The sequence below is a fragment of the Agreia sp. PsM10 genome (assembly GCF_030433855.1).
In the GTDB taxonomy this organism is placed as follows: domain Bacteria; phylum Actinomycetota; class Actinomycetes; order Actinomycetales; family Microbacteriaceae; genus Agreia.
On sequence record NZ_JARUXC010000014.1, the window covers coordinates 74,054 to 100,552 of the forward strand.

Consider the following 26,499-nt stretch of genomic DNA (forward strand, 5'->3'; position numbering starts at 1 on the left):
GGAACACCTCATTCTAGCCACGAGCCGCGGCCCGATCGAGGCGATCCAGACGACGCGCTACTGCGCGACGGTCGGCTCGGGTGTCGGGGTGGGCGTCGCGGTGGAGTACGCCTCGCTGGCGACCTGGAGGACGAAAGCGGAGAACGCGTCGGCGTCGGTGAGCGAGCCGGAGTACTGCTGCCCGTTGACCAGGACGGTGGGCGTGCCCTCGACCTTCTCGACGTCTGTGTTCGGCAGCGGACCCTTGAGGGCGCGGGCCGTCGAGGCGCTCACCCAGTCTTTGAACTGGATGTCGTCGATGCACTTCTCGATCTGCGACACCTTGTCTGCTTTGGCGTCGGTGACGTAGCCCTTGAGCGCGGCGTTGTCGAGACCCTCGGTGTTCTCAGCCGGCTGGTTCTTGAAGAGCAGCGCGCTGAAGTCGTAGAAGTTGTCGGGCGAGTAGTTGGCGACGCAGGCCGCGGCGTTGGCCGACCTGGTCGAGTACTTCGTTCCGAGTGAACCGCGGTCGAGGATGGCGAGGGGGTGCGTCGTGAGAGTGGCGGCGCCGGATTCGATCCACTGGCCGATCTGCTCGGAGTTGGTCGCCTCGAACTGGCCGCAGTAGGGGCACAGGTAGTCGACGTAGACCTGGATGTCGACGACGCCGGTCGAGTAGTCGGGGGTCGGCGCCGTCGGGTCGGCGTCGGCCGCCTGCGAGGGGGTGGTCGTGGCGACGAAGCCCTGGCTCACGGTGAGACCGTCGCTGGCCATGTTCTGGGGGCCGGGGCCCGCCGGCTTGATCGCGCTGACGATGATCAGCGTGACCGCGACTCCGATGGCGATGACCACGACGCCGAGGCCTCCGAAGAGGAAGATGCGGTTTCGAAGGTCTTTCTTTCGCTGCTGCTCACGAAGGGCCTTGGCCTTTTCGCGGGCGGCTTCGCGTCGGTCGTTCTTAGAGAGGCGACCATCTCCGGCTGAGCCATAAGACATACGTGTAGAACTCCGGGTGAGAGAGAAGAAAAAGCGACCGGGCCGAATCTGGCCGGAAACCCCAGCGTAGAGGGCTTGACTGGGAAATATCCAAACAGGAAGTCAGGGTGCCTCATTCGGGGGCCTCGAACCATGACATACTGGACGATGGACCGCCACTGTCGACGGTCCGGTTCAATCCATCACAACGGATCGTCCGGCACGTACCTGCCGGTGAAGGAGATCAACACCCATGGCATCTGTCACTTTTGACAAAGCTACCCGCATCTACCCGGGTGCCACTCGCGCCTCGGTCGACAAGATCGACCTCGAGGTCGCCGACGGCGAGTTCCTCGTTCTCGTCGGTCCCTCCGGTTGCGGAAAGTCCACCACGCTGCGCATGCTCGCCGGCCTCGAAGAGGTCAACGAAGGACGCATCCTCATCGGCGACCGCGACGTCACCGACGTGCCCCCGAAAGACCGCGACATCGCCATGGTCTTCCAGAACTACGCGCTCTACCCGCACATGACCGTCGCCGAGAACATGGGCTTCGCACTCAAGATCGCGGGCGTCGGCAAAGAAGACCGCGCCACCCGCGTTCTCGAGGCCGCCAAGCTCCTCGACCTCGAGCCCTACCTCAGCCGCAAGCCGAAGGCGCTCTCCGGTGGACAGCGTCAGCGCGTCGCCATGGGCCGCGCCATCGTGCGCCAGCCCCAGGTGTTCCTCATGGACGAGCCGCTGTCGAACCTCGACGCCAAGCTCCGCGTGCAGACGCGCACCCAGATCGCGTCGCTCCAGCGTCGCCTCGGCGTCACCACGGTCTACGTCACCCACGACCAGACCGAGGCCCTCACCATGGGTGACCGCATCGCCGTGCTGAAGGATGGCATCCTGCAGCAGGTCGGAACCCCGCGCGACCTCTACGAGAAGCCGAACAACGTCTTCGTCGCCGGCTTCATCGGAAGCCCCGCGATGAACCTGTTCCACGCCGACATCGTCGACGGAGGCATCGCCTTCGGTTCGTCGGTCGTTCCGGTCGACCGCGAGACGCTGTCGCAGGCCACCGCGAAGAGCGTCACCGTGGGCGTGCGCCCCGAGGACATCGTCGTGTCGACCACACAGGGCCAGGGCCTCGCGGTCGAGGTCGACCTGGTCGAAGAGCTCGGCGCCGACGGCTACCTCTACGGACACTCGGAGATCGAGGGCAAGCGCACCGACATCGTCACCCGCGTCGACGGTCGCTCGCACCCGTCGCTCGGCGACACGGTGTACCTGACCGCGGCTCCCGGCCACGTTCACGTGTTCGACACCGAGTCGGGCGAGCGTCTCGGCAACAAGGCCGTCGTCTCCAGCTAGTACCTGACGTACACACCAGTCGAGCTCGTCGCTTGATGCATCGGCCCCACGGCTCGGTGCACGGGCGACGGGCTCGACTTGTCTGTGCCTAGGCTTGTCCCACCAGGTTCGTTCACGCCCGGCTCGTCGATGACGAATGCCGACCCGGCTCACCAGCAAGGAGCAGCAATGAGGGGTTCCCTCAACATCACCTCGGCCATCACCGATCCCGCCCTGCTCGATCTGCCGTGGGACGTGCCCCTCGGCGAGTGGGAGGACCAGTACATCGCTGCGCTGCCGAAGGGCCTCTCCCGCCACCTCGTGCGATTCGCCCACCTCAGCGGTCACGTCATCGCCATCAAGGAGACCACGGAGGACATGGCCGGCGGCGAGTACAAGATGCTCCGCACGCTCCAGAGCCTCGAGATCCCGTGCGTCGATCCGCTCGCCGTCATCACCGACCGCACGAACGCCGACGGCGATCCCCTGCCCAGCGTGCTCGTCACCCGGCACCTCAAGTTCTCGTTGCCCTACCGAGCCCTGTTCTCGCAGCAGCTGCGCCCCGACACCGCCACCCGTCTGGTCGACGCCCTCGCGCTGCTGCTCGTGCGCCTTCATGTGATCGGCTTCTTCTGGGGAGACGTGTCGCTCTCGAACACGCTCTTCCGACGCGATGCCGGCGCCTTCGCCGCGTACCTCGTCGACGCCGAGACGGGCAAGCTCTTCTCCGGTGGGCTGTCGAACGGCCAGCGCGAGAACGACCTCGAGATCGCCCGCGTCAACATCGCCGGCGAGCTCATGGACCTCGAAGCCGGCGGCCGTGTCGACGACCAGCTCGACCCCATCAAGGTGAGCAACGGCATCCTCGCCGCCTATCGCACCCTGTGGTCGGAGCTGACGGGCAAGGAGTCGTTCTCGTCATCGGAGCGCTGGCGCATCAACCAGCGCGTCGACCGGCTCAACGAGCTCGGCTTCGACATCGAAGAGCTCGACATCAAGACCGACGACGAGGGCACGACCGTGCGCATCCAGCCGAAGGTCGTGGATGCGGGCCACCACCAGCGCAGGCTGCTGCGCCTCACCGGAGTGGACGCCCAGGAGAACCAGGCACGACGCCTGCTCAACGACCTCGACGACTTCAGCGCCCGCTACAGCAAGGACGACTACGACGAGGAGATGATGGCCCACGACTGGGTCGCCAAGGTGTTCGAACCCGTCGTGCGCAGCGTTCCCCGCGACCTCAAGCGCAAGCTCGAGCCGGCCGAGCTGTTCCACCAGCTTCTCGAGCACCGGTGGTTCATGAGCGAGCAGCAGGGGCGCGACATTCCTCTGGCAGAGGCCCTCAACGCCTACATCAACGACGTGCTGCGTCACCGCCGCGACGAGGCGACGGTGATCGACCCGCCGACTGGAACGATCACGCTGCCGATCGACGTGCAGACGGGGTCGGTGCCCGTCGAGGCCGACGACGACGAGGACTGGCGCCTGAAGGTCTGAAGCAGCCCTCCGACAGGCTCGGGGAACGAGACCGTTCCCTGAGCCTCTCGAGGAGGTCGGCTACTTCTTGGCCGCGCGCAGCCGCGAGATCTCGTAGAGCGTGACGCTCGCGGCGATACCCGCGTTCAGCGACTCCGTGGCCGCGGTGATGGGGATCGAGACGACGGCGTCGCAGGTCTCGGTGACGAGGCGCGACAGGCCCTTGCCCTCGCTGCCCACGACGATGACCACCGGACCGTCGGCGAACGACAGGCCGGGCAGCGACACGTCTCCGCCTCCGTCGAGGCCGATCACGAAGACGCCCTTCTGCTTGAACGCCTTGAGCGTGGCCGTGAGGTTCGAGGCCATGGCGACAGGGGTGCGGGCGGCGGCGCCCGCAGACGTCTTCCAGGCCGAGGCCGTGACTCCGACGGATCGGCGCTGCGGCACGATGACACCCTGGCCACCGAACGCGGAGGTCGACCGGATGATCGCGCCGAGGTTACGCGGGTCGGTGATGCCGTCGAGCGCAACGAACAGCGGGGTGTCGCCGCGAGAGATGACCTCGTCGAGGAGGTCGACGGGATGCGCGTACTCGTAAGCGGGCACCTTGAGCGCGAGGCCCTGGTGCACCGAGTCGAAGCTCGTGAGCCGGTCGAGCTCGGGGCGCATGACCTCGAGAATCGGGATGCCCCTGTTGGTCGCGAGGGCGAGGGCCTCTTTCACCCGTTCGTCCATCTCGATGCGCGTCGCGAGGTAGAGGGCCGTCGCCGGGATCTTCGCCCGCAGCGCCTCGACCACGGAGTTGCGGCCGGTGACGACCTCGAACTCCTCGTTCTTCGCACTGCGGCGCGGGGCGGGCTTGCGGTTGGGATCCTGCGACGCTCCGCGACTGCTGCTGCTCCGACCGCCCTTGCCGCCGGCCGCGATGAAGCGCTCCTTGGCGGCCTTCGCCTTTCCGGCGGGGTGGTACGGGCGGTCCTCCGCCTTGGGCGTGGGCTTCTTGCCCTCGAGCGCCTGGCGGCCCTGGCCGCCCGAACCCACGGCCTTGCCGCGGCTCGCCTTGCGCACGGCGCCGGCCCTGGTGGGCTTGTTCGCTCCTGATTTAGCCATCGAGACTCCAATGCGATCCCGCGGGACCGTCTTCAATAGTGATGCCCGCTGCGTTCAGTTCATCACGAACTCGGTCGGCCGTGACGAAGTCGCGACCTTCCCGGGCAGCCTGGCGGTCTTCGAGCAGTCGTTCGACGAGCGCGGCGAGCGCGACATCGGTCGCTCCGCTCTGCGCAGTCGACCACTCGCTGGATAGGGGGTTGATTCCGAGCACGCTCGTCATCGCGATGACGGCGCCCAGTGCGTGCGCCGCCTCGACGAGGTCCTCGTTGTCGAGGGCAGCGTTGCCCGCTCGCACCGTGTCGTGCACGACGCCGAGCGCCTGCGGCACCCCGAGGTCGTCGTTCATGGCGTCGACGAAGTCGTCGGGCAGGGCCTGCACCGCGTCGGAGGAGAAGCGTGTGCCGTCGAGTCGACGCTGTGCCCGGTCGAGGAATCCCTCGATGCGACCTAGCGCGGCCTCTGCCTCGGCGAGGGCGCCGTCGTGGAACTCGAGGGTGGAGCGGTAGTGCGCGGCACCCAGGTAGTAGCGGAGCACGAGCGGGCGAGCCGACGCGATGAGCTCGGAGGCGAAGATCGAGTTGCCGAGCGACTTCGACATCTTCTGGCCCGACACCGAGACGAGTCCGTTGTGCAGCCAGTAGTTGGCGAACGGATCTCCGGCCGCGGTCGACTGCGCGAGTTCGTTCTCGTGGTGCGGGAACCTCAGGTCGATGCCGCCGCCGTGGATGTCGAACCGGGAACCCAGGTACTTGGTCGACATGGCGGAGCACTCGATGTGCCAGCCCGGGCGTCCGGCGCCCCAGGGGCTGCCCCAGGATGCGGACTCGGGCTCCTCGGGCTTGTGACCCTTCCAGAGGGCGAAGTCGCGAACGTCCTTCTTGCCGCGCGGGTCGGAATCGGTCGCGGGGGCCATGTCGTCGAGGCTCTGGTGCGTGAGCTCGCCGTAGTGAGGCCAGGCGCGCGCGTCGAAGTACACATCACCGGACTCGTCGTCGGCCGCGTATGCATAGCCCTCATCGATGAGGCGGGCGATGATCGCGTGCATCTCGGGGATGCTGGCCGTGGCGCGCGGCTCGTACGTGGGCGGCAGAACACCGATGGCGTTGTAGGCGGCCGTGAACTCGAGCTCGACGCGGTAGGCCAGCGCCCACCACTGCTCGTCGCTGCCGGCCGCGTTCACCAGCACCTTGTCGTCGATGTCGGTGACGTTGCGCACGAACGTGACATGGTGACCGGAGTGCGTCAACCACCGCCGCAGCTGGTCGTAGACGAGCGCCGAGCGCAGATGGCCGATGTGCGGCGACGACTGCACCGTGGGTCCGCAGACGTAGATGCCCACCTGGTCTGGAACGAGGGGGACGAAGTCGGACAGGGTCCGGCTTCTCGAGTCATACAGTCGAAGCGCCACCCAGCTAGTTTAGGCGGCGCGTAGGGCCTGTTACGCGCCTGCGCCCGCCGCCGGACGCGGCAGCGGCGCGATGAGGGCGGTCGCGATGGCCGCGATGCCCTCGCCCCGACCGGTGAAGCCCAGCGAATCGGTCGTGGTCGCCGATACCGAGACCGGGCAGCCGAGCAATGCCGTCAGGCGTTCCTGGGCCTCGGCCTTGCGCGGCGCGAACCTCGGTCGGTTGCCGACGAGCTGCACGGAGGCATTGACGGGTGCGAACCCGGAGTCGTGCAGCAGTCGCAGGGTCTCGACGAGGAACACCTCTGCGTGCGCGCCCTCGAGCCGCGGGTCGTCGACCCCGAAGATGCCGCCGATGTCGGCGAGGCCCGCCGCCGACAGCAGGGCGTCGCACAGCGCGTGCGCAACGGCGTCGCCGTCGCTGTGGCCTGCCAGCCCGGCCTCGCCGGGCCAGAAGAGGCCCGCGATCCAGAGCGGCTGCCCGTCGTCGAACGCGTGCGCGTCGACGCCCACACCGGTTCGAAACGCCGGGCCGGATGCCTGCGGCCGGCCCGACGAGGAACCCTCGGCCAGCAGCTGGGCGGCCCGGCGAAGGTCCCACGGCGTCGTGATCTTGAATGCCAGCGGATCTCCCGCGACGATGGCGACCGAACCGCCCACGTGCTGGATCAAAGCGGCGTCGTCGGTGAACTCCCTGTCGGCCGCAGCATAGGCGGCCACGAGCTCGGCGCGCGGAAACGCCTGCGGCGTCTGCACGGCCGAGAGTTGCGACCGGTCGACCGTCTCGAGCACGGTCGACGAGGCGTCGACCCGCTTGATCGTGTCGCTCACGGCGAGTCCGGGGATCGCGCCCCGGCCGGAGGAATCGACGGCGACGACGACCCTCTCGAACAGGGATCGCGGGGCGAGCGCCCGAGCGGCGTCGTGCACAAGCACGACCTCGACCGAGGGCTCGAGAACGGCGAGGCCGGCCGCGACCGACGCCTGGCGCGAGTCGCCCCCGACGACGACGGTGCAGGCATCCGATGCCTGGCCCGCGGCCTGTTCGACGATGTCGCGTGCCTCGGACGAGTGCGTCGACGGGGCGACCACGACGACCTGGGCCGGCTCGGCGAGGCCGAAGATGGGATCGAGGGACCTCGACAGGATGCTGCGCCCGTCGAGCTCGACGAACGCCTTGGGGAGCGGCTCACCCAGGCGGGTTCCGCTGCCGGCGGCCACGACGATGATCGCGACGCGGGGCGTCGGCGCAGAGAGGCTCACGCTCTAGGAGGCCAGAACCTCGTCGAGAACAAGCGATGCCTTCTCTTCGTCGGTCTTCTCGGCGAGGGCGAGTTCGGAGATCAGGATCTGGCGGGCCTTGGCGAGCATGCGCTTCTCGCCCGCGGAGAGGCCTCTGTCTTGGTCTCGTCGCCAGAGGTCGCGAACCACTTCGCTGACCTTGATGACATCGCCCGAGGCGAGCTTCTCGAGGTTCGCCTTGTAGCGACGCGACCAGTTGGTCGGCTCTTCGGTGAACGGGGCACGCAGCACGTCGAACACGCGGTCGACCCCCTCTTTGCCGATGACGTCGCGAACGCCGACGAGTTCGACGTTCTCGGCGGGCACCTCGATGGTGAGGTCGCCCTGGGCGACGCGGAGCTTGAGGTAGATCTTCTCTTCACCCTTGATGATGCGGGTCTTCACCTCGGAAATCGTCGCCGCACCGTGGTGGGGGTAGACAACCGTTTCGCCGACTTCAAAAATCATCGATGGAATCCCTTCAGCGGCTCCCAGACTACCACGGCGCACCTTTTCGAACCCGCGTGGCCGACTCCGCACCACGCTCCTGCGGCCCGCGGCGCGACCGATCGCGGGGCCCGTCATTCGGTAGGCTAGGAAAGTCCGCGTCCAGCTCCCCGAGGGAGCTGCGCCGAACCACTTCTGGAGGAACTTGTGAGAGCACGACTCGGGGCCGCACTGGCCATGGCCGCCCTTCTTGTGGTCGGCACGGCCGGCTGCGCATTCATCACCCCGCAGGCGACGACGAAAGAGGTCGAGACGGCCAACGGCGTCAACGGTCGAGTCGGCACCGTCGACATCCGCAACGCCACGCTCATCAGTGACGACGGTGAAGACGCCAGCCTCCTGGTCACCTTCAACAACAGCGCCACCGAGAGCCGCGCGCTCACCCTGCAGTACGAGGGCGACGCAGGCAAGACAGAGTTCACCATCCCCGTGGCCGGCGACGGCAACACGAGCTACGGCGCCGACGGCGAGACCCAGATCGTGCTGCGGGGCATCGAGGCCACGGCGGGCTCCCTCTTCCCTGTCTACTTCCAGTACGGCGACGCCGAGGGCAAGCAGCTCCTCGTTCCGATCCTCACCACGGAGTTCGCCGAGTACACCGGCCTCGCTCCGACGCCGCTGCCCACGGTCACGCCGACGCCCACGCCCGTTCCGTCGTCGACTCCGACGCCCGCCGACGTCTCAGAGACGCCGACGCCCGAGGCGACACCCGCTCCATAGCGACCATCGCCCGGGTCCCGGGCATCCGGTCATGCCTCGAAGCGGTACCCGAGTCCCCTGACGGTGACGAGCAGGGTCGGCTCCGACGGAACGGCCTCGATCTTCGACCGGATCCTCTTGATGTGCACATCGAGCGTCTTGGTGTCGCCGAAGTAGTCGGAGCCCCAGACCCGGTCGATCAGCTGTCCGCGGGTGAGCACACGGCCGGCGTTGCGCAGAAGCAGTTCGAGCAGCTCGAACTCCTTCAGCGGCATGGCCGTGTCGATTCCGTTCACCCGAACGGTGTGCCGCTCGATGTCCATCTGCACGGGCCCGCTCTCGAGGATGGGCTCGGCGAGATCGCTCGGCTCGCTCTGTCGGCGCATGACCGCCCGGATGCGTGCGAGCAGCTCCCGGGTCGAGTACGGCTTGGTGACGTAGTCGTCGGCGCCGAGCTCGAGCCCCACGACGATGTCGATCTCGGAGTCCTTCGCCGTGAGCATGATGATCGGCACCGTGCTGCGCGTGCGGATCTCGCGGCACACCTCGGTTCCCGGGATTCCGGGGATCATCAGGTCGAGCAGCACAAGATCGACCCCGCCCCGGTCGAATTCGGCGATGGCGGTGGGGCCGTCGGGCGCCACGGTGACCGTATAGCCCTCACGGCGCAGCAGGTACGCGAGCGGCTCGCTCAGGGCGTCTTCGTCTTCGACGAGAAGGATGTGGGTCATCGTGAATCTCCTTGTGGTGCGGACGCGAGCGATGTCGCCTCCGGAAGCCTGATCGTGAACGTGGAACCTCTGCCGAGCTGCGACCACACCCGCACATCGCCGCCGTGGTTCTCCACGATGTGCTTGACGATGCTGAGGCCGAGACCCGTGCCGCCGGTATTGCGGGAGCGTGCCTGGTCGACTCTGAAGAAGCGCTCGAAGACGCGGTCGAGATCGTCACTCGCGATGCCGAGGCCCTGGTCGGTGACGGCGATCTCGACGACGCCGTCTTCGAGGCGAACACCGATGCCCACGCGCGAGTTGTCGGGCGAGTACTGGATGGCGTTGCCCACGAGGTTGTGGATCGCCATGACGAGCAGACTCTCGTCGCCGAAGACCTCGACGTGCTTGGCGCCGCCCTTCACCAGGGTCGTTCCGCGCAGCTCGGCCTGCACGTGGTTCTGGTCGATGGCCGACGCGATGAGATGGTCGACGTTCAGCACCTCGGCCGATCGGAGCGTGTCCGCCGCCTGGAGGCGGGAGAGCTCGATGATCTCCTGCGTGATGCGGGTGAGGCGGGCGGCCTCGGTGTGCAGCCGTTTGGCGAAGCGGCGGACCTGATCGGGGTCGTCCGCGGCCGGGTCGAGCGCCTCCGACAGGAGGGAGATCGCACCGATCGGCGTCTTGAGCTCGTGGCTGATGTTCGCGATGAAGTCGCGTCGAACGTCTTCGAGGCGGAAGGTCTCGGAGTGGTCTTCGGCGAGGAGGAGGATGTACCTCGAGCCGAGCCGGGCCACCCGCACCAGAAAGTGGACGCTCGCGTCTCCGAACGGGCCACGAGCGAGCTCGACCGCGGTGGTGATGGGCTCGCCGGTCGACCGGACCTGGTCGACGAGGGCGACCAGCTCGGGATGCACGAGCGCCTGCTGGGCGACGAGCCCGAACGAGATCGAGCCGGGAGACGCCGTGACGACGTTGTTCGACGGGTCGATCACGACTCCGGCAGAGTCGAGCGCGTTGATGACCTGCTCGACTCCGTCGGGAACCGCAGGATTGACCACGTCGACGGCATTGCTGCCCCGCCGTTCGGCGGCGTGAAGAAGCGCCATGAACCCGGCGCCCACGAGGAGGCCGAATGCCACAGAAAGCAGCACCAACCAGCCTGAGTCCATGAACCCCACACTAACGACTCGACCCATGACAGAATTCACGTCTATGCCCGAACAGGCGCCGCTTAGCCGAGTGTTCAGGTCTTCGGCACCTTCCGTTAACCTGATCTCGGCAGAATGATCCGGGCGCCAGCAGGCGCCCCTACCCTCGACGCTGCACAAAATCCGCCACATCGGCGTCGGGACGAATCCGTGAAAGGACCTTTACGCATGCGCGAAGTTTTCCAGCAGGAGCTGCGGGAGGTACAGGACCGCCTGGTCGAGATCTCGACGCTCGTGACCGTGGCGATCACCAATGCCACGACCGCCTTCAACGAATCGAACGTCGCCCTGGCCGAGTCGGTCATCGCAGAAGACCACAAGATCGACGCCCTGGCCGTGAGCCTCGACGAGCTGGCCATCAACATCCTCGCCCTTCAGCAGCCGGTCGCCCGCGACCTGCGCATCGTGGTCAGCGCCCTGCGCATCTCGGCGTCGCTCGAGCGCATGGGCGACCTCGCCGAGCACATCGCTCAGCTCGCTCGCTACCGTTACCCCGACAAGGTCGTGAAGAAGAGCCTGCGCGGCACCTTCACCGAGATGGGCCGTCTCGACGTGGCGATGGCGAAGAACCTCACCGTCCTGCTCACGAACGAAGACCTCGCACTGGTCGAGGTCATCCGCGAAGACGACGACTCCCTCGACGAGCTTCACGTGAGCGTGTTCGATGCCGTGCTCGGCGAGACCTGGAAGGGCGGCGCCGTCGACACCGTCGACGTGACCCTGGCCAGCCGCTACCACGAGCGCTTCGGCGACCACGCGGTGGCCATCGCCAAGAAGGTGCAGTACCTCGCCACGGGCGATTGGGCCGGCGCCGCAGACTAGTCGGAAACAGATTCGCGGAACGCGATCGGCACGCCTTCGGGCGCACCGGTCGCGTTCCGTCGTTTCCGGCGGAATGTCCGATGCCGCGGGGCCTCTTGCCCCGAGGGGCGTGCTCCCCCATGCTGGGGGCATGTCGCAATCCCCGCACACGTCGTTCGCCCCGGGCCCGTCCGCTCCCCCGGCCCCGCCCGCTCCCCCGGCGCAGCTCGTCTCGACCAGATGGCTGCTCGCCCTTGTCACGGTGTCGCTCGGCGGATACCTGCTCGTGCTCAACCTCGCCGGCCAGTTCATCCAGCTGTTCACGGGAATGCGCATCGAGGTGCCATACGGAACGCTCCTCGTTCTGCAGCTGCTCTTCGCCGGCGCGGTGGTGCTGCTCGGGTTCTTCTTCGCCCCGGCTTCCCTGGCCCGACGGTCCATCGCCGGCGCGATCGTCGCGGTGGTCGTGCTGTTCACGATCATTCTGCAGGCGGTGCGCCTGTCGACCGGCCTCGGCGCGGCATCCGTATTCATCGGCTTCACTTTCGCCGACGCCTTCGTGATGCTGCCCCTGGCCCTGGGCGCCGCGTGGCTCGTCGTGCGCGCCCGTCCGGGTCTCGCCTACGCGGCGTTGGCCCTCGTCGCGATCCCGGCGCTGGTGCACTGGGCACTTCTTATCAACGGAGTCGATTCGGCCACCACCCAGATCATCATGCTCATCCTCGGTGCGCTCGTCGCGGCCGGCATCGGCTGGGGCGGCGCGATCGCCGCCCGCGTCCTCGGCGGGGCCTCCGCGGCGCCGCGACCGCAGCCGCAGCAGGCGCCTCAGGCGTACGGCTCCCCCGCCGCCCAGCCGCAGTACGGCGCGCCCGCGCAGGCTCCCTACGCGCAGCAGCCTGTGCCTACCGAGCAGAATGACCGGCCCGCGGAGCGCGGACCGGTCATCTGACGGTTCTCGGCGAGAGCCGGGCTGCGGCCTACTTCTTGCCCTGGTTGGCCACGGCTGCGGCACCCGCGGCTGCCGCCTCGGGGTCGAGGTAGGCGGCTGGCTCGATCGGCACGAAGTTCTCGTCGAGCTTGTAGACCAGCGGGATTCCGGTGGGCACGTTCAGTTCGGCGATGTCGTCGTCGGAGATGCCGTCGAGGTGCTTGATGAGCGCACGCAGCGAGTTGCCGTGCGCGGTGACCAGCACGACCTTGCCCGCCTTGAGGTCTTCGGTGATGTCGGAGTGCCAGTAGGGAAGCATGCGCTCGATCACGTCTTTGAGGCACTCGGTGCGGGGCACCTCGCCGTCGATGTGCGCGTAGCGGGGGTCGCCCACCTGCGAGTACTCGGCGTCGTCGGCGATGGGGGGCGGCGGAACGTCGAACGAGCGGCGCCACGTCTGGAACTTCTCGGGGCCGTACTCCTCGAGCGTCTGGGCCTTGTCCTTGCCCTGCAGGTCTCCGTAGTGGCGCTCGTTGAGCCGCCAGCTGCGCTTCACGTCGATCCACTGCCGGTCGGCGCCCGCGAGCGCGAGGTTGGCCGTCTCGATGGCGCGCGACAGCACCGACGTGTACAGGATGTCGGGCAGCGTGCCCGACGATGCGAGGAGGTCTCCGGCGCGTTTCGCTTCGGCGATCCCCTGCTCGCTGAGGTGCACATCGACCCAGCCCGTGAAGAGGTTCTTCTGGTTCCAGTCGCTGTTGCCGTGGCGCAGCAGAATCAAGGTGTAAGGCGTAGACATGGTTCCAAGTCTAGGGGCGGCGGGCCTTGTCATTCGTGGTGAACTGGAAGCATGCCGATCGGTGAAATCACACGGGGTACGACGAACACCAACCGTCTGCGCCGCGTCGACCGCTTCATCACCACGCTGCCCGTGCTGCGCCGTACGGACGATCCTCTGGTGGTCGACCTGGGCTACGGTGCCAGCGGCGTGACCGCCTTCGAGCTGCAGCACCGGCTGGCCCGCGTGCGCGCCGACGTCGAGGTCATCGGCCTCGAGATCTCGCCCGACAGGGTGCGCACCGCGACCGAGCAGCTCGCCCGCGTCCGCGCCGGCGCCACCACGTTCTCCCCCGACGCCCGCGTCTCGTTCGCCCTCGGCGGGTTCGAGACGCCGCTGCCCGACGGCCGCCTCGCCGCCGTCATCCGCGCGTTCAACGTGCTGCGCCAGTACGACGAGTCAGAGGTTCCGGATGCCTGGCGGCGCATGGTCTCCCGTCTGCAGCCCGCGGGCGTGCTCGTCGAGGGCACCTGCAACGAGATCGGTCGGGTCTCGAGCTGGATCACCGTGACCTCCGCCGGCGCCCAGACCTTCACGATCTCGCTGCGCCTCGCGGATCTCGAGAAACCCTCGATCGTGGCCGAGCGGCTGCCGAAGTCGCTCATCCACCACAACGTGCCCGGCCAGCCGGTGCACGCCCTGCTCAGCGAGCTCGACAGGGCGTGGCAGCACAACGCCGGCGTGGGCGTGTACGGCGCGACCCAGCGATGGCTCGCCTCCGTCGAGGCTCTGGATGCCGCGGGCTGGTCGATTCTCGGCGCCCGGTCGCGCAGGCGGCTGGGCGAGCTCACGGTGCCGTGGTCGCAGGTGGCCCCGGTCTGACTCGCGAGGTCGTTCGCGACTCAGGCCGACATATCGGGCATCGACGCCCGCGCCTCCTCGGCGCTGAGGCCGGAGGCCATCAGCAGGTCCATCACCAGGGGTCGCATCGCGAAGACGACGGAGGTCTCGGCCAGCGGCTGGCCCGGCAGCAGCCGTGAGGGATGAAGCCTGACCGCGATGAGAATGAGGTTCTGCCTGACGAGCGGCTCGAGCCGCGGCTCGGCGAGGCTCTGCGAGAGCAGGTTCACGCTGCCCACGACGCCCGAGAGCAGCTCTGCGATCTCGGGTCGCGGTCGACCGTCGCGATCGAGCACGGAGAGTCTGCGGGTGACCACGCGCAGGTTGCGCATGGCGAGGTCCATGTTCTGCTGCATCACGTGCTGCCGTTGCAGTTCGGGGAGATGTTTTCGCAGGAACGGGGAGATCCGGGCGATCGCGAGCGCGGAGTCGAGCGATGTGCGCCACGAGTCGACGAGAGGCTGCGTGCGACGCGCCTGCTCGAGGACGCGATCCGTCTCGGTCTCGCTGCCGACGCGCAGGATCGCGGCGAGCGAGGCGACCACGTCGATGTACGCCGAGAGGAATCTCTTCGCGTCGCGGAGGGCCCCGCGACGCGGGTCACGAGGGATGAGCGCCGTGCACAGCAGGGCGATCGTGCCGCCGATGACGCCGTCGATCGTTCGGGTGAACGGGCCGCCGGCCTGCACGGGCAGCACCGCGACCAGAACGGACTGCACTCCCGCGACGATCGCGAACGAGGCGGCCGGGGAGAGCAGCCGCGCCACAGTGAGGGTCACGCCCAGGGCCACGGCGAGCTGCCAGACGCCCTGGCCGAATCCGAGCACGATCGCCTCGCTCAGGGCGATGCCCAGAGTGACGCCCAGGGCCGTCTCGACCACACGCAGAGGTCGGGCATCCCGCATGAAACCGAGACTCGAGATCGTGACGGTCACGGCCGTCACGGGCGCCGGATGCCCGAGCAGGTAGCGGGAGATGGAGAACGAGATCACGACCGCGATCACGATCTGCACGATCGCAGGCGCGCTGGACACCAGGCGTTCGATGGATGCGCCCGGCTTTGGAAGGTTGCGCACGGAGCGTTAGCGCCGCATCACGCCGAGTCGCGGCATGCGCCGGATGCGACCGACGACGCTCCCTGCCTCGGGCGGCACGATGACCTCCTGGCCCGCCGCCACGACGATGCCGTCGCTCAGCACCCCGAGATCGCGGTCGACCGGCGTGGAGCGTCGCACGACGGCGAGCGCCACAGGGCCGAGTTCGTAGTGGATGCCGCTGGAGGTCACCTGTCCGACGACGTCGGCCTCGCCGCCCTGGGCGGCGTCGGGCAGGGCGGGAAGCATCACGTCGTCGCCGGGTGCCGGCAGCACGTTGTCGGTTCCGTCGAGGTGGAGGAAGACGAGGCGCCGCGGCGGGTGGCCGAGGTTGTGCACCTTCGCCACCGTCTCCTGGCCCCGGTAGCAGCCCTTCGAGAGGTGCACGGCGGAGCGCATCCAGTCGAGCTCGTGGGGAATGGTCTTCTCGTCGCCCTCGGTCGCGCGGCGGGGACGCCAGGCCGCGATGCGCAGGGCCTCGGACGCCAGCACTCCCGCCACGGCGACCTCGCCGGCACGGGCTCGGTCGGCGAGCGCGGCGAGCCCGTCACGGCCCACGAGCGTCTCGCGCCACAACCACTCCGCGCCGGGGTGCTGCTCGATCTGGGCGTACTGGTGACCGCCCTCGGAGACGGCGCTCCAGGGGTCGCGCCAGACCAGGGCGACGCCGTTCGGCGACGCGGCCACGGAATCGAGAACCGGGTTCGACTCGCCGATCGAGCCGAGCGTCGCGAAATCGGCCGTGCGGTCGGTGATGACGACCCGCAGCGTGAAGCGCATCTTGAGCAGCCACGCGAGCAGATCGGGAAGCTCATCGGCGTCGACGAGCAGCCACGCCGTCTCTCCGTCGTCGACGACGCGCATGTCGAACTCGACTCGCCCGGAGACACCGAGCAGAAGGGATTCCGTCGACTGCCCCGGAGCCAACCGGGTGAGGCTCTGGCTCGTCAGCGAGTTCAGCCAGGTGAGGCGGTCGGCTCCGCTGACGGAGATGACCCCGCGGTGCGAGAGGTCGACGATGGCACCGGTGAGGAGCGTGCGCTGTTCGGCGACGGGATTGCCGTAGTGGGCGGGCACTCCCCTGTCGGCTCCCGCCGAGTCGACTGCGCCGGGAAGGCCGAGGAACGGAGAGGGAGCTGAGGTCATTGCAGTCAATCTGTCTTGGCGAGACGAGCGGAGGCGTGGGTGCGGAGGCTCTGGCCGAGGGCGGCGATGTCCCAGGCCCACAGCAGGTGGGAGTCGACGAGTCCGTAGATGCGCGTGGCCGCCGTGTACTCCTTGGCACCGTGCGAACGGATGACCGCGTCGGTCGAGAGGTCGATGCGAGCGCCGGCAACCTGGCCGATGTAGAGCTCCATCACTCCGCCGGGGTGCACCAGGGCGACCTCGACGTCGAAACCGTTCGTCGCGTTGCGCAGGGTCTCGACCTCGTCGGCCGTGGTGAAGGGCCTCTGCTCGGCCGGAGGCAGCATGCCCGGGCCCGGATCGGCTTCGACGAGCGGACGGCTGAGCCGCCAGTAGCCGGTCTCCGTGGCGAGCGGAGTGGGTTCGTCGCCCTCTTCGCCGATGAGCCAGGCGTAGGAGTTGTAGTTGAGGTGGGGCAGACCGTCTTGGCTGAAACTCACGCGCTGCCCGAACTCGCGCGTGACCTTTTCGTCACCGACCATGTAGTCGATGACTCCGGTGCCCTCCCAGACGCCGATCAGCCACGAGAGCGGAACCAGTTCGGCGTTGAGCCCGATGGGCAGTTCGATCACGGTCAGCGCTGGCCGCGGAAGAGCTTGAAGATGACCATGCCCGAGATCCACGCGATGGCCAGGCTCGCGAGACCGAGCAGTCCCACGAAGAAGAGTTCGAGCGCGACGTACGATTCCATGCTTCGATCCTAACCCGACTGCCGCCCGCGGGGGCCGTGACGCTAGGCGGCGAAAGCGATGGGGGCGAGGATGACCGTGGCCACCGCCAGGACGACGACGGCGCCGGTGGCGCTGGCCGTCACACGATTGACGTAGCCCTCTTTTCGCCTGATGCCCAGCTGGATGCCGAAGGTCAGGAGGGTGCACACCCCCAGCACCACGGGCAGGAAGACGAGGTAGTTGCGGGGGTCGGCGAGCGCGGCGACGGCGACGGCACCGATCACGGCCACCAGCCAGACCGGCACTACGCTCTTCATCAGGAGACTCACCCTCCTATTCTGCCCGATAGTATGACGGCAGGCTTTCTTGGAGGACCATACGTGGCGCAGCTGTTGATACTGACCTCTGCGGTCGACCGCGAGGTTCTGCCGGCACTCTCTCTCCTGAGCCACCGTGCCAGGCAGATCCCCGCCGAGCCCGCGCAGCTGGTGAACACGCCCAACTGCGATCTCATCTTCGTCGACGCCCGTAACGATCTGGCATCGGCACGATCCCTGTGCAAGATCCTCACCACCACGGGCGTCGGGGTGCCTATTCTGCTCATCATCACCGAGGGCGGGCTCACCGCGGTGAGCGCCGACTGGGGCGCGGCCGACGTCGTTCTCGAGACGGCAGGTCCCGCCGAGGTCGACACACGCATCCGCCTCGCCATCGGCCGTCAGGTGCAAGACCAGTCGACCTCGAAGATCCAGGCCTCCGGTGTGGTCATCGACGAGGCGAGCTATTCGGCCCGAGTGCACGGCCGCCCCCTCGACCTCACGTTCAAGGAGTTCGAGCTGCTGCGCTTCTTCGCGATGCACCCCTCGCGCGTCTTCACCCGGGAGCAGCTGCTCTCGGAGGTCTGGGGCTACGACTACTTCGGCGGAACGCGCACGGTCGACGTGCACGTGAGACGACTGCGGGCCAAGCTCGGCGACCTCGAATCCCTCATCGGCACCGTGCGCAACGTCGGCTACCGCTTCAACTTCTTCGAAGACGACAATGAGCGCATCGCTGCAACTCAGGGCAAGTAGCCCCTCCCAGCTCGGGGCGGCATTCACTCGGCTGATCTCCCGATCGTCTCTCGTCGACGGCCAGCCGCCGTTCAACGACCAGGCGCTCGTCGATGCGGCATCCGGGGCCAGGGCCCTGATCGTGGCCGAGCACGGCGACGTGATCGCCGGGGCCGTCATCGTCGGCGCGGGCGAGTTCGAGTTCGTCGTCGACCCCGAGTTCCGACGCAACGGGCTCGGCACGATCCTGCTCGAGCGCATTCTCGACGGCGCGGAGCCCGGCATCGCCGGGTGGGCGCACGGCGATCACCCGGCCAGTCGCATCCTCGCCGCCCGCACGGGGTTCGAGGCCGTGCGCACGCTGTATCAGTTGCGGACGCCGGTGCCGGGGCCTTCGGCAGGCTCCCCTTCGACAGGCTCAGGGAACGACGGCTCAGGGAACGACGGCTCAGGGAACGGCGACGGGGTCGTCATCGAGGCGTTCAGGCCCGGCGTCGACGACGAGGCCTGGGTCGACCTCAATGCGCGGGTCTTCGCCGATCATCCCGAACAGGGCTCGATCACGCTCGACGACCTGCACGCACGTATGGCCGAGCCCTGGTTCGACGCCGGCGATTTTCTCGTCGCGAGACACGACGGCCACCTGATCGCCTACAACTGGCTCAAGATCGAAGGGGCCGACGAGCCGGGAGAGATCTACGTGGTGGGCGTCGATTCCGCGTACGCGGGGCGAGGGCTCGGGCGCACGCTCATGCAGCACGCATTCGATCGCCTGCGCGAGCGGGGAATCCCGACGGCGGCGCTCTATGTCGACGCCGACAACGTCGGTGCCGTGCATCTCTACCGATCGCTCGGATTCGCCGACCACACGGTCGATGTTCAGTATCGGCGTCCGCTCGCCGGATGACATGATGATTGCATGAGCGGCGACAACATCCTCCTTGACTCGAACTTCGGTTCGGACTTCGACGACGACGACGAGATCATCGAGATCCTCGACGATCCGTCGCTTCCCGAAGGCCGCTACCTCGACCGCGAACTCAGCTGGCTGGCGTTCAACACGCGCGTGCTCGAGCTCGCGGAGGACCCCACGCTTCCAGTGCTGGAACGCACCAACTTCCTCGCGATCTTCTCGTCGAACCTCGACGAGTTCTTCATGGTGCGCGTCGCCGGCCTGAAGCGCCGCATCGCCACCGGCCTCGCCGTGCCCACGAACATCGGCCGCAAGCCGGTCGATGTGCTCGGAGACATCTCCCGCGCCGCGCACGAACTGCAGCTGCGGCATGCACGCGCGTACCAGGAGCTGGTCAAGCCGGCGCTCGACGAGGCCGGGGTGCACATCGTCACCTGGGACAGCCTCGACGAAGACGACCGCTCCCGCCTCAGCCACTACTTCTCGGCGCAGATCTTCCCCGTGCTCATGCCGCTCGCCGTCGACCCGGCGCACCCGTTCCCCTACATCTCCGGCCTCTCGCTCAACCTGTCGATCCGGGTGCGCAACACCAAGATCGACAAGGAGGAGTTCGCCCGCCTCAAGGTGCCCCAGGTCATCCCGCGCTTCATCCGCGTCGACGAGACCGAGGACGAGACCAACGTGCGCTTGATCGCGCTCGAGGATCTGATCGCCAACCACCTCAGCCACCTGTTCCCCGGCATGGAGGTGCTCGACCACCACGTGTTCCGCGTGACCCGCAACGAAGACGTCGAGGTCGACGAGGACGAGACCGAGAATCTCATCCAGGCCCTCGAGAAGGAGCTGCTGCGCCGACGCTTCGGCCCGCCCATCCGGCTCGAGGTCACCGAGGACATGGACGACCGCACGCTCGAACTCATCGTTCGCGAGCTCGACGTCACAGAGCAGGAGGTCTATCGACTGCCCGCTCCCCTCGACCTCGCCGGCCTCTTCGACCTGGGCAAGATCGACCGCCCCGAGCTGCACTACCCCAAGCGGGTTCCGACCACCTCGGTCGCCCTGCAGCCCAGCGAACCGAACGCCAAGCCCGACATCTTCAAGGCGATCGCGCGCCAGGACGTGCTGCTGCACCACCCCTACGAGTCGTTCGCCACGAGTGTGCAGGCGTTCCTCGAGCAGGCCGCGGCAGACCCGCACGTGCTGGCCATCAAGCAGACGCTCTACCGCACCTCGGGCGACAGCCCCATCGTGGAGGCCCTCATCGACGCCGCCGAGGCCGGCAAGCAGGTTCTCGCCCTCGTCGAGATCAAGGCGAGATTCGACGAGCAGGCCAACATCTCGTGGGCCCGCAAGCTCGAGAAGGCCGGAGTGCACGTGGTGTACGGCCTCGTCGGTCTCAAGACCCACTGCAAGCTCGCGCTGGTGATCCGACGCGAGAAGGGCGTGCTGCGCCACTACAGCCACATCGGCACCGGAAACTACAACCCGAAGACCAGCCGCATCTACGAGGACTTCGGTCTTCTGACGGCCGACGACCAGGTCGGAAAAGACCTGACCAGGCTCTTCAACGAGCTCTCGGGCTACGCGATCGAGAAGAAATTCAAGCGACTCCTCGTCGCCCCGCTGCACCTGCGCAAGGGCCTGCTCAAGCGCATCGCCCAGGAGGCGACGAACGTCGAGCAGGGCCTGCCCGCCGGCATCCGCATCAAGGTCAACTCGATCGTCGACGAGGCGATCATCGACGCGCTGTACCGCGCGAGCCAGGCCGGCGTTCCCGTCGAGATCTGGGTGCGCGGCATCTGCGCCATCAAGCCGGGCGTGCCCGGCCTCAGCGAGAACATCACTGTGCGGTCGATCGTCGGGCGCTACCTCGAGCACTCGCGCATCTTCTCCTTCGTCAACGCGGGCGAGCCGGAGACCTGGATCGGCAGCGCCGACATGATGCACCGCAACCTCGACCGTCGCGTCGAGGCCCTCGTGCGGCTGACGAGCACCGATCATCTGCGCGAGATCAGCGAGCTCTTCGACCTGGCCATGGACGAGAACACCATGTCGTGGACACTCGGCCCGGAGGGCGACTGGGTTCGTCGCAGCATGGACGCCGACGGCAACCCGCTGGTCGATCTGCAGGACGTGGTCATGAAGCAGATCTCCAAGCGGCGCAAGCGAAGCGGAATCAGTCGGTGATCCGAGCGGGGGAAGCGGGCCAGTGACTGTCTTCGCCGCGGGAGCGGTCTGCTGGCGCGTCGTCGACGGCAAGATCAAAGTGCTCCTGATCCATCGCACGCGCCACAAAGACATCTCCCTGCCCAAAGGAAAGCTCGATCCCGGCGAGGTGCTGCCCCAGACCGCCGTGCGGGAGATAGCCGAGGAGACGGGCCTGCAGGTCGCGCTCGGCGTGCCGCTCGGGGTGACGAACTACGTGATGCCCAACCATCGCGAGAAGGTCGTGCACTACTGGGCAGCCGAGGTCACCGAGGAGGCCGTGCTCAACTCGACGTTCGTGCCGAACAACGAGGTCGCCGCCCTCGAATGGATGCCGGTGAGCCGGGCCCTCGCCTCGATCAGCTACAAGCGCGACGCCGAGATCCTCAAGCGATTCCAGGCGCTCGTCGACGACGGGCTCACGAGCACTTTCGCCATCATCGCGCTGCGTCACGCCAAGGCGATTCCCGCATTCGACTTCGACGGACGCGACTCCGCCCGCCCGCTCACGCATCGCGGAGAGCTCGAGGCCCAGTCCATCGTCGCCGGCCTGAGCGCCTTCGGTCCCACGGTCATCCGATCGTCGACCGCGCTGCGCTGCCAGCAGACCGTCGCGCCGACGGCCGAGGCGCTCGGCCTGGCCGTGAAGAAGACCGACTCGATCAGCCAGGACGCGTTCGAGAACGGCACCGGCGACATCCGGGGCCAGGTCGGCAAGCGCGTGCGCCGACGAGTGACGAGCATCCTGTGCAGCCACGGCCCCGTGCTGCCCGAGATCATGCGCGAGGTCGCGCTCGCCACGGGCAGCACCAAGCTCGCCTCGATCTCCCGGGCCGGAGACCTGCCCGTGGCCGGTTACACGGTCATCCACCTCTCGAGGGACCGCCCGGGAGCGGGCATCATCGCGATCGAGACGCACGTCCCCCGCTGACCCTCCCCTTCGACAGGCTCAGGGAACGCTGTTCACCTCCCGTTTACCTGATCGGGAGAGATTGGTTACGCGCGCTCGTTAGGTTCGCTGAGGGCCATGCACCGGCCTCATCCCAGCAATAGAAACCCTGAAAGGGATTTTTCAGTGAAGCTTTCGCGTATCGCCGCCCCCGCGGCACTCTTCCTCACCGCCGCGCTGGCGCTCTCCGCCTGCGCCGCCAATGAGGCGCCCGCAGAGGGTGGCTCGACCGAGTCCGCCTCGACTCTGACCGGCACGCTGACCGGTATCGGCGCCTCGAGCCAGGGCAGCGCCCAGGAAGCGTGGATCGCCGCGTTCCAGACCGCCAACCCCGACGTCACCATCAACTACGACCCCCAGGGTTCGGGTGCCGGCCGCGAGAGCTTCATCTCGGGTGCCGCCGCCTTCGCCGGTTCCGACTCCGCCCTGAGCGACGACGAGCTCTCGGGCTCCTTCGCCAGCTGCGCCGCCGACACCAAGGCCATCGACCTCCCCGTCTACATCTCGCCGATCGCGGTCGTCTACAACGTGGAGGGCGTCGACGAGCTGAACCTCGACGCATCGACCCTCGCCAAGATCTTCTCCGGCGCGATCACCACCTGGGACGACGCGGCCATCAAGGCGCTGAACCCCGACGCCACGCTCCCCAGCGCAGCGATCACCGCCGTTCACCGCTCCGACGACTCGGGCACCACGAAGAACTTCACCGACTACCTCGGCAAGGTCGCTCCCGCCGACTGGGCCGAGAAGGCCGCTGACGCGTTCCCCTTCCAGACCGGTGAGGGCGCTCAGGGCACCTCGGGTGTCATCCAGGCCGTCACCAACGGCAGCAACACCATCGGCTACGCCGACGCCTCGAAGGCCGGCGACCTCGGTGTCGCCAAGATCAAGGTCGGCGAAGACTTCGTCGAGTACACCGCCGAGGGTGCCGCCGCCGTCGTCGAGGAGTCCCCGCTCGTCGAGGGTCGCGAAGACAACGACATCGCCATCGCGCTCGACCGCGAGACGACCGACCCGTCGCACTACCCGCTGGTTCTGGTGAGCTACATCATCGCCTGCCAGGAGTACGCGGACCCGGCCCAGGCCGAGCTCGTGAAGGCATACGTCGGCTACCTCGCCAGCGATGAGGGCCAGCAGGAGGCCGCTACCTCCGCCGGTGCCGCGCCGCTCTCGAGCGACCTCGCCTCGAAGGTCGCCGACGCGATCGCGACCATCAAGTAACACCGCTTCACACTCTGTCCGGTCCCGACTCGCGTCGGGGCCGGACAGATCGCGGGTTTAGGCCCGAAACAGTCCCACCCCCTCCTCCCTGAACACCGGTTGACAGGACCCCAGCTCTCATGACGACAGCACCCCCCAAGCCCGTTGACGCGAAGCCGCCGGTTCCCGCGGCCGCTCCGGAACGGATCAAGGCGAAGCAGCGGCCCGGCGATGTGATCTTCTCGACCTCGACGATCGTCGCCGGTGGTCTGATCCTCGCGATCCTCGCCCTGGTCGCCCTCTTCCTGATCGTGCAGTCGATCCCCGCCTTCGTGGCCGATCCTGCCGAGATCAAGGGCTCCCCCTCGAGCTTCTGGGCCTACGTCGCCCCCCTCGTCGGCGGAACCATCTGGGCCGCCTTCCTCGCCCTGCTCATGGCCGTTCCCGTGGCCATCGGCATCGCCCTCTTCATCTCGCACTACGCCCCCCGACGCCTCGCCGCCGGCCTGGGCTACGTGGTCGACCTGCTCGCCGCCGTGCCCTCGGTCGTCTTCGGCCTCTGGGGCATCACCGTTCTCGCACCGTTCGTGCAGCCGTTCTACTCCACCGTCGTCGACATCTTCGGCTGGATCCCGATCCTCGCCGGCCCCGTCTCCGGCACGGGTCGCACCATCCTCACCGTCGCCATCGTTCTCGCGGTCATGATCCTCCCGATCATCACCGCCCTCTCCCGCGAGGTCTTCCTGCAGACGCCGCGCCTCCACGAGGAGGCCGCCCTGGCGCTCGGAGCCACCCGCTGGGAGATGATCCAGATGGCCGTGCTGCCCTTCGGTCGCCCCGGAATCATCTCGGCATCCATGCTCGGCCTCGGTCGCGCGCTCGGCGAGACCATGGCCGTCGCCATGGTGCTGTCGGTCTCGGGCGGCTTCTCGTTCGACCTGCTCAAATCGACCAACCCGTCGACGATCGCGGCGAACATCGCCCTCAACTTCCCCGAGGCGCACGGCGTCGGCGTGAACGTGCTGATCGCATCCGGTCTGATCCTCTTCGTGATCACGCTCATCGTGAACTCGATCGCCCGCTACATCATCAACCGCCGCAAGGCATTCTCGGGGGCCAACTAATCATGACCACGACAACCGTCGCCGCCCCTCCCATGACCAACACGCTCACCGCCGGCAAGCTGCCCAAGGCCACGCCGTGGCTGCTGCTCGTCGGCAGCTGGATCGTCATGGGCGTGATCTTCGGCCTGCTGATGATGGCCGGCGTGACCGCCGACTTCAACATCGTCGGCACGATCTTCTTCGGAACGGTGCTCTTCGTCATCGTGCTCACCGTGGTCTCGCGCCTCTACGAGGGCGTGCGCCGCTCGAAGGACCGCATGGTCACCTCGCTGGTGTCGCTGGCCTTCATCATCGCGCTCCTGCCGCTCATCTCGCTGCTCTTCACCACGATCGTCAACGGCGCGCACCGCTTCGACCTCACCTTCTTCACCTACACGATGCGCAACATCGTGGGCGAAGGCGGCGGCGGGCTGCACGCCATCATGGGAACGCTGCAGATCACCGGATGGGCCACGCTCATCTCCGTGCCGATCGGACTGCTCACCGCCATCTACCTGGTCGAATACGGCCGCGGCACCTTCGCCAGGGCGATCACGTTCCTCGTCGATGTGATGACCGGCATCCCGTCGATCGTCGCCGGTCTGTTCGCCTTCGCGTTCTTCGCGCTGCTGACCGGAGTGGCCGGCATCCGGTTCGGCTTCGGTGGAGCCGTGGCGCTGTCGATCCTCATGATCCCGGTCGTCGTGCGCTCGACAGAAGAGATGCTGAAGCTCGTTCCGAACGAGCTGCGCGAGGCATCCTTCGCCCTCGGTGTGCCCAAGTGGCTCACGATCGTCAAAGTCGTGCTGCCCACCTCCATCGCCGGAATCACCACCGGCGTGATGCTGGCCATCGCCCGCGTCATCGGTGAGACGGCCCCGCTGCTGATCATCGCCGGCTTCACGCAGAGCATGAACTACAACATGTTCAACGAGCGCGTCATGACGCTGCCGGTCTTCGTCTACACCCAGTACGCCAACCCGGGTTCGGATGCCCAGGCGTACCTCGACCGAGCGTGGACCGGGGCCCTGACCCTGATCCTGATCGTGATGCTGCTCAACCTCGCGGCCCGAGTCATCGCCCGCATCTTCTCCCCCAAGCTCGGCCGCTAACCCTAAAGGAACCCACGTTGTCCAAGCGCATTGAAGTAAACGACCTCAACGTCTACTACAGCAACTTCCTCGCTGTCGAAGGCGTGAGCCTCACGATCGAGCCCCGAACCGTCACCGCGTTCATCGGTCCGTCGGGGTGCGGCAAGTCCACGTTCCTCCGCACGCTCAACCGCATGCACGAGGTCATCCCCGGCGCGCGCGTCGAGGGCGAAGTCCTGATCGACGGGAACAACCTGTACGGCCCGGGCGTCGATCCCGTGCTCGTGCGCCGCCAGGTCGGCATGGTCTTCCAGCGGCCGAACCCGTTCCCGACGATGTCGATCGGCGACAACGTGCTCGCCGGCTCCAAGCTCAACAACCGTCGCATGTCGAAGTCCGACGCCGACGACCTGATCGAGAAGTCGCTGCGCGGCGCCAACCTCTGGAACGAGGTCAAGGACCGCCTGCACCTGCCCGGTTCCGGCCTCTCGGGCGGCCAGCAGCAGCGCCTCTGCATCGCCCGCGCCATTGCGGTCGAACCCGAGGTCATTCTGATGGACGAGCCCTGCTCGGCTCTCGACCCGATCTCGACGCTCGCCATCGAAGACCTCATCGGCGAGCTGAAGAACGACTACACGGTCGTGATCGTGACGCACAACATGCAGCAGGCCAGCCGCGTCTCCGACCGCACCGCGTTCTTCAACATCGCGGGCACCGGCAAGCCCGGCAAGCTCATCGAGTACGACGACACCACCACCATCTTCTCGAACCCCACCGTCAAGGACACAGAGGACTACGTCTCGGGTCGCTTCGGCTAAAGAGTCTCGACGCATCAACGACGAAGGCCCCCTCGATATTGGACTGGTCCCGGATTGCTGGACTGGCCAATTGAAAGTCTAGGCCGCGAGGGCCTGGGTCCGGTATTGCACCGGGC

Annotated in this window: 26 protein-coding genes; 14 read left to right on the plus strand and 12 right to left on the minus strand. The window is 67.5% G+C overall.

From position 1 onward, the window contains the following. Positions 1–57 precede the first annotated feature (57 nt). The gene (locus QCD70_RS15670; RefSeq protein ID WP_301217961.1) at positions 58–975 is read right to left on the minus strand and encodes a DsbA family protein; all 918 of its coding nucleotides are present in this window, start codon (positions 973–975) and stop codon (positions 58–60) included. A gap of 232 nt (positions 976–1,207) precedes the next feature. Between QCD70_RS15670 and QCD70_RS15675 the strand changes: the two genes are divergently transcribed. Then, positions 1,208–2,311 (plus strand): ABC transporter ATP-binding protein, encoded by a 1,104-nt coding sequence (locus QCD70_RS15675; RefSeq protein ID WP_301217963.1) that lies wholly within the window; start codon positions 1,208–1,210, stop codon positions 2,309–2,311. Positions 2,312–2,479: 168 nt separating this feature from the next. After that, on the plus strand, positions 2,480–3,787 hold the full coding sequence (locus tag QCD70_RS15680) for a DUF4032 domain-containing protein (RefSeq protein ID WP_055927449.1): 1,308 nt from the start codon (positions 2,480–2,482) through the stop codon (positions 3,785–3,787). A gap of 60 nt (positions 3,788–3,847) precedes the next feature. Here QCD70_RS15680 and rlmB read toward each other — a convergent pair whose 3' ends face one another. From rlmB to QCD70_RS15700, 4 genes are read right to left on the minus strand one after another with little or no spacing between them, the layout of a single operon-like run. Next, positions 3,848–4,879, minus strand: a complete 1,032-nt coding sequence (rlmB, locus tag QCD70_RS15685) for a 23S rRNA (guanosine(2251)-2'-O)-methyltransferase RlmB (protein WP_055927446.1) — start codon at positions 4,877–4,879, stop codon at positions 3,848–3,850. Continuing rightward, positions 4,872–6,290, minus strand: coding sequence for a cysteine--tRNA ligase (gene cysS, locus QCD70_RS15690; protein WP_301217968.1), 1,419 nt, complete (start codon positions 6,288–6,290; stop codon positions 4,872–4,874). The genes rlmB and cysS overlap by 8 nt, the downstream gene beginning before the upstream one ends. A 30-nt stretch (positions 6,291–6,320) precedes the next feature. Further along, positions 6,321–7,550, minus strand: a complete 1,230-nt coding sequence (gene ispD, locus QCD70_RS15695; protein WP_301217970.1) for a 2-C-methyl-D-erythritol 4-phosphate cytidylyltransferase — start codon at positions 7,548–7,550, stop codon at positions 6,321–6,323. Between the two features lie 3 nt (positions 7,551–7,553). After that, positions 7,554–8,036, minus strand: a complete 483-nt coding sequence (locus tag QCD70_RS15700; RefSeq protein WP_301217972.1) for a CarD family transcriptional regulator — start codon at positions 8,034–8,036, stop codon at positions 7,554–7,556. A gap of 186 nt (positions 8,037–8,222) precedes the next feature. Between QCD70_RS15700 and QCD70_RS15705 the strand changes: the two genes are divergently transcribed. Next, positions 8,223–8,795, plus strand: a complete 573-nt coding sequence (locus tag QCD70_RS15705; RefSeq protein ID WP_301217974.1) for a DNA modification methylase — start codon at positions 8,223–8,225, stop codon at positions 8,793–8,795. 29 nt (positions 8,796–8,824) lie between these two features. Here the strand turns inward: QCD70_RS15705 and QCD70_RS15710 are convergent, their stop codons facing one another. Continuing rightward, complete coding sequence (locus tag QCD70_RS15710; protein WP_055927433.1) at positions 8,825–9,505, minus strand: response regulator transcription factor; 681 nt, start codon at positions 9,503–9,505, stop codon at positions 8,825–8,827. Beyond that, positions 9,502–10,656, minus strand: a complete 1,155-nt coding sequence (locus tag QCD70_RS15715) for a sensor histidine kinase (RefSeq protein WP_301217977.1) — start codon at positions 10,654–10,656, stop codon at positions 9,502–9,504. Before QCD70_RS15715 ends, QCD70_RS15710 begins: the two co-directional genes overlap by 4 nt. Before the next feature lie 207 nt (positions 10,657–10,863). On the opposite strand from QCD70_RS15715, the gene phoU reads away from it, so the two are divergent. Together phoU and QCD70_RS15725 are read left to right on the plus strand one after the other, a co-directional pair. After that, on the plus strand, positions 10,864–11,517 hold the full coding sequence (phoU, locus tag QCD70_RS15720; RefSeq protein WP_301217979.1) for a phosphate signaling complex protein PhoU: 654 nt from the start codon (positions 10,864–10,866) through the stop codon (positions 11,515–11,517). Positions 11,518–11,647: 130 nt separating this feature from the next. Beyond that, complete coding sequence (locus QCD70_RS15725; protein WP_301217981.1) at positions 11,648–12,445, plus strand: hypothetical protein; 798 nt, start codon at positions 11,648–11,650, stop codon at positions 12,443–12,445. A gap of 28 nt (positions 12,446–12,473) precedes the next feature. Here the strand turns inward: QCD70_RS15725 and QCD70_RS15730 are convergent, their stop codons facing one another. Beyond that, entirely contained in the window at positions 12,474–13,223 is a 750-nt protein-coding gene (locus tag QCD70_RS15730; protein WP_301217983.1) for a phosphoglyceromutase, read from the minus strand. Between the two features lie 51 nt (positions 13,224–13,274). Between QCD70_RS15730 and QCD70_RS15735 the strand changes: the two genes are divergently transcribed. After that, the gene (locus tag QCD70_RS15735) at positions 13,275–14,084 is read left to right on the plus strand and encodes a class I SAM-dependent methyltransferase (protein ID WP_301217985.1); all 810 of its coding nucleotides are present in this window, start codon (positions 13,275–13,277) and stop codon (positions 14,082–14,084) included. A 20-nt stretch (positions 14,085–14,104) separates the two neighbouring features. Here the strand turns inward: QCD70_RS15735 and QCD70_RS15740 are convergent, their stop codons facing one another. The 4 genes from QCD70_RS15740 to QCD70_RS15755 form a co-directional block, all read right to left on the minus strand. Beyond that, positions 14,105–15,178 (minus strand): FUSC family protein, encoded by a 1,074-nt coding sequence (locus QCD70_RS15740; RefSeq protein ID WP_301217987.1) that lies wholly within the window; start codon positions 15,176–15,178, stop codon positions 14,105–14,107. Positions 15,179–15,184: 6 nt separating this feature from the next. After that, on the minus strand, positions 15,185–16,342 hold the full coding sequence (gene ygfZ / locus QCD70_RS15745) for a CAF17-like 4Fe-4S cluster assembly/insertion protein YgfZ (protein WP_301217989.1): 1,158 nt from the start codon (positions 16,340–16,342) through the stop codon (positions 15,185–15,187). A 5-nt stretch (positions 16,343–16,347) separates the two neighbouring features. Next, the gene (locus tag QCD70_RS15750) at positions 16,348–16,953 is read right to left on the minus strand and encodes an FABP family protein (RefSeq protein WP_301217991.1); all 606 of its coding nucleotides are present in this window, start codon (positions 16,951–16,953) and stop codon (positions 16,348–16,350) included. 161 nt (positions 16,954–17,114) lie between these two features. Further along, positions 17,115–17,369: a hypothetical protein gene (locus QCD70_RS15755; protein WP_301217994.1), complete on the minus strand. Its 255-nt coding sequence runs from the start codon at positions 17,367–17,369 to the stop codon at positions 17,115–17,117. Positions 17,370–17,432: 63 nt separating this feature from the next. Between QCD70_RS15755 and QCD70_RS15760 the strand changes: the two genes are divergently transcribed. The 8 genes from QCD70_RS15760 to pstB all read left to right on the plus strand — a co-directional run bounded on the left by QCD70_RS15760 (position 17,433) and on the right by pstB (position 26,383). Next, the gene (locus tag QCD70_RS15760) at positions 17,433–18,125 is read left to right on the plus strand and encodes a response regulator transcription factor (protein ID WP_055927408.1); all 693 of its coding nucleotides are present in this window, start codon (positions 17,433–17,435) and stop codon (positions 18,123–18,125) included. Further along, positions 18,094–19,011, plus strand: a complete 918-nt coding sequence (gene mshD, locus QCD70_RS15765; protein WP_301217997.1) for a mycothiol synthase — start codon at positions 18,094–18,096, stop codon at positions 19,009–19,011. The genes QCD70_RS15760 and mshD overlap by 32 nt, the downstream gene beginning before the upstream one ends. 12 nt (positions 19,012–19,023) lie before the next feature. Next, entirely contained in the window at positions 19,024–21,204 is a 2,181-nt protein-coding gene (locus QCD70_RS15770; protein ID WP_301217999.1) for an RNA degradosome polyphosphate kinase, read from the plus strand. A gap of 22 nt (positions 21,205–21,226) precedes the next feature. Continuing rightward, on the plus strand, positions 21,227–22,153 hold the full coding sequence (locus tag QCD70_RS15775) for an NUDIX hydrolase (protein ID WP_301218001.1): 927 nt from the start codon (positions 21,227–21,229) through the stop codon (positions 22,151–22,153). 144 nt (positions 22,154–22,297) lie between these two features. Then, on the plus strand, positions 22,298–23,392 hold the full coding sequence (pstS, locus tag QCD70_RS15780; protein ID WP_301218003.1) for a phosphate ABC transporter substrate-binding protein PstS: 1,095 nt from the start codon (positions 22,298–22,300) through the stop codon (positions 23,390–23,392). A gap of 119 nt (positions 23,393–23,511) precedes the next feature. Further along, positions 23,512–24,495 carry a phosphate ABC transporter permease subunit PstC gene (gene pstC, locus QCD70_RS15785; protein WP_055927394.1) on the plus strand — a complete coding sequence of 328 codons (984 nt, stop codon included), beginning with the start codon at positions 23,512–23,514 and terminating at the stop codon, positions 24,493–24,495. 2 nt (positions 24,496–24,497) lie between these two features. After that, complete coding sequence (gene pstA / locus QCD70_RS15790; protein WP_301218006.1) at positions 24,498–25,586, plus strand: phosphate ABC transporter permease PstA; 1,089 nt, start codon at positions 24,498–24,500, stop codon at positions 25,584–25,586. 17 nt (positions 25,587–25,603) lie between these two features. Further along, complete coding sequence (gene pstB / locus QCD70_RS15795; protein WP_055944421.1) at positions 25,604–26,383, plus strand: phosphate ABC transporter ATP-binding protein PstB; 780 nt, start codon at positions 25,604–25,606, stop codon at positions 26,381–26,383. The last annotated feature ends 116 nt before the right edge of the window (positions 26,384–26,499 follow it).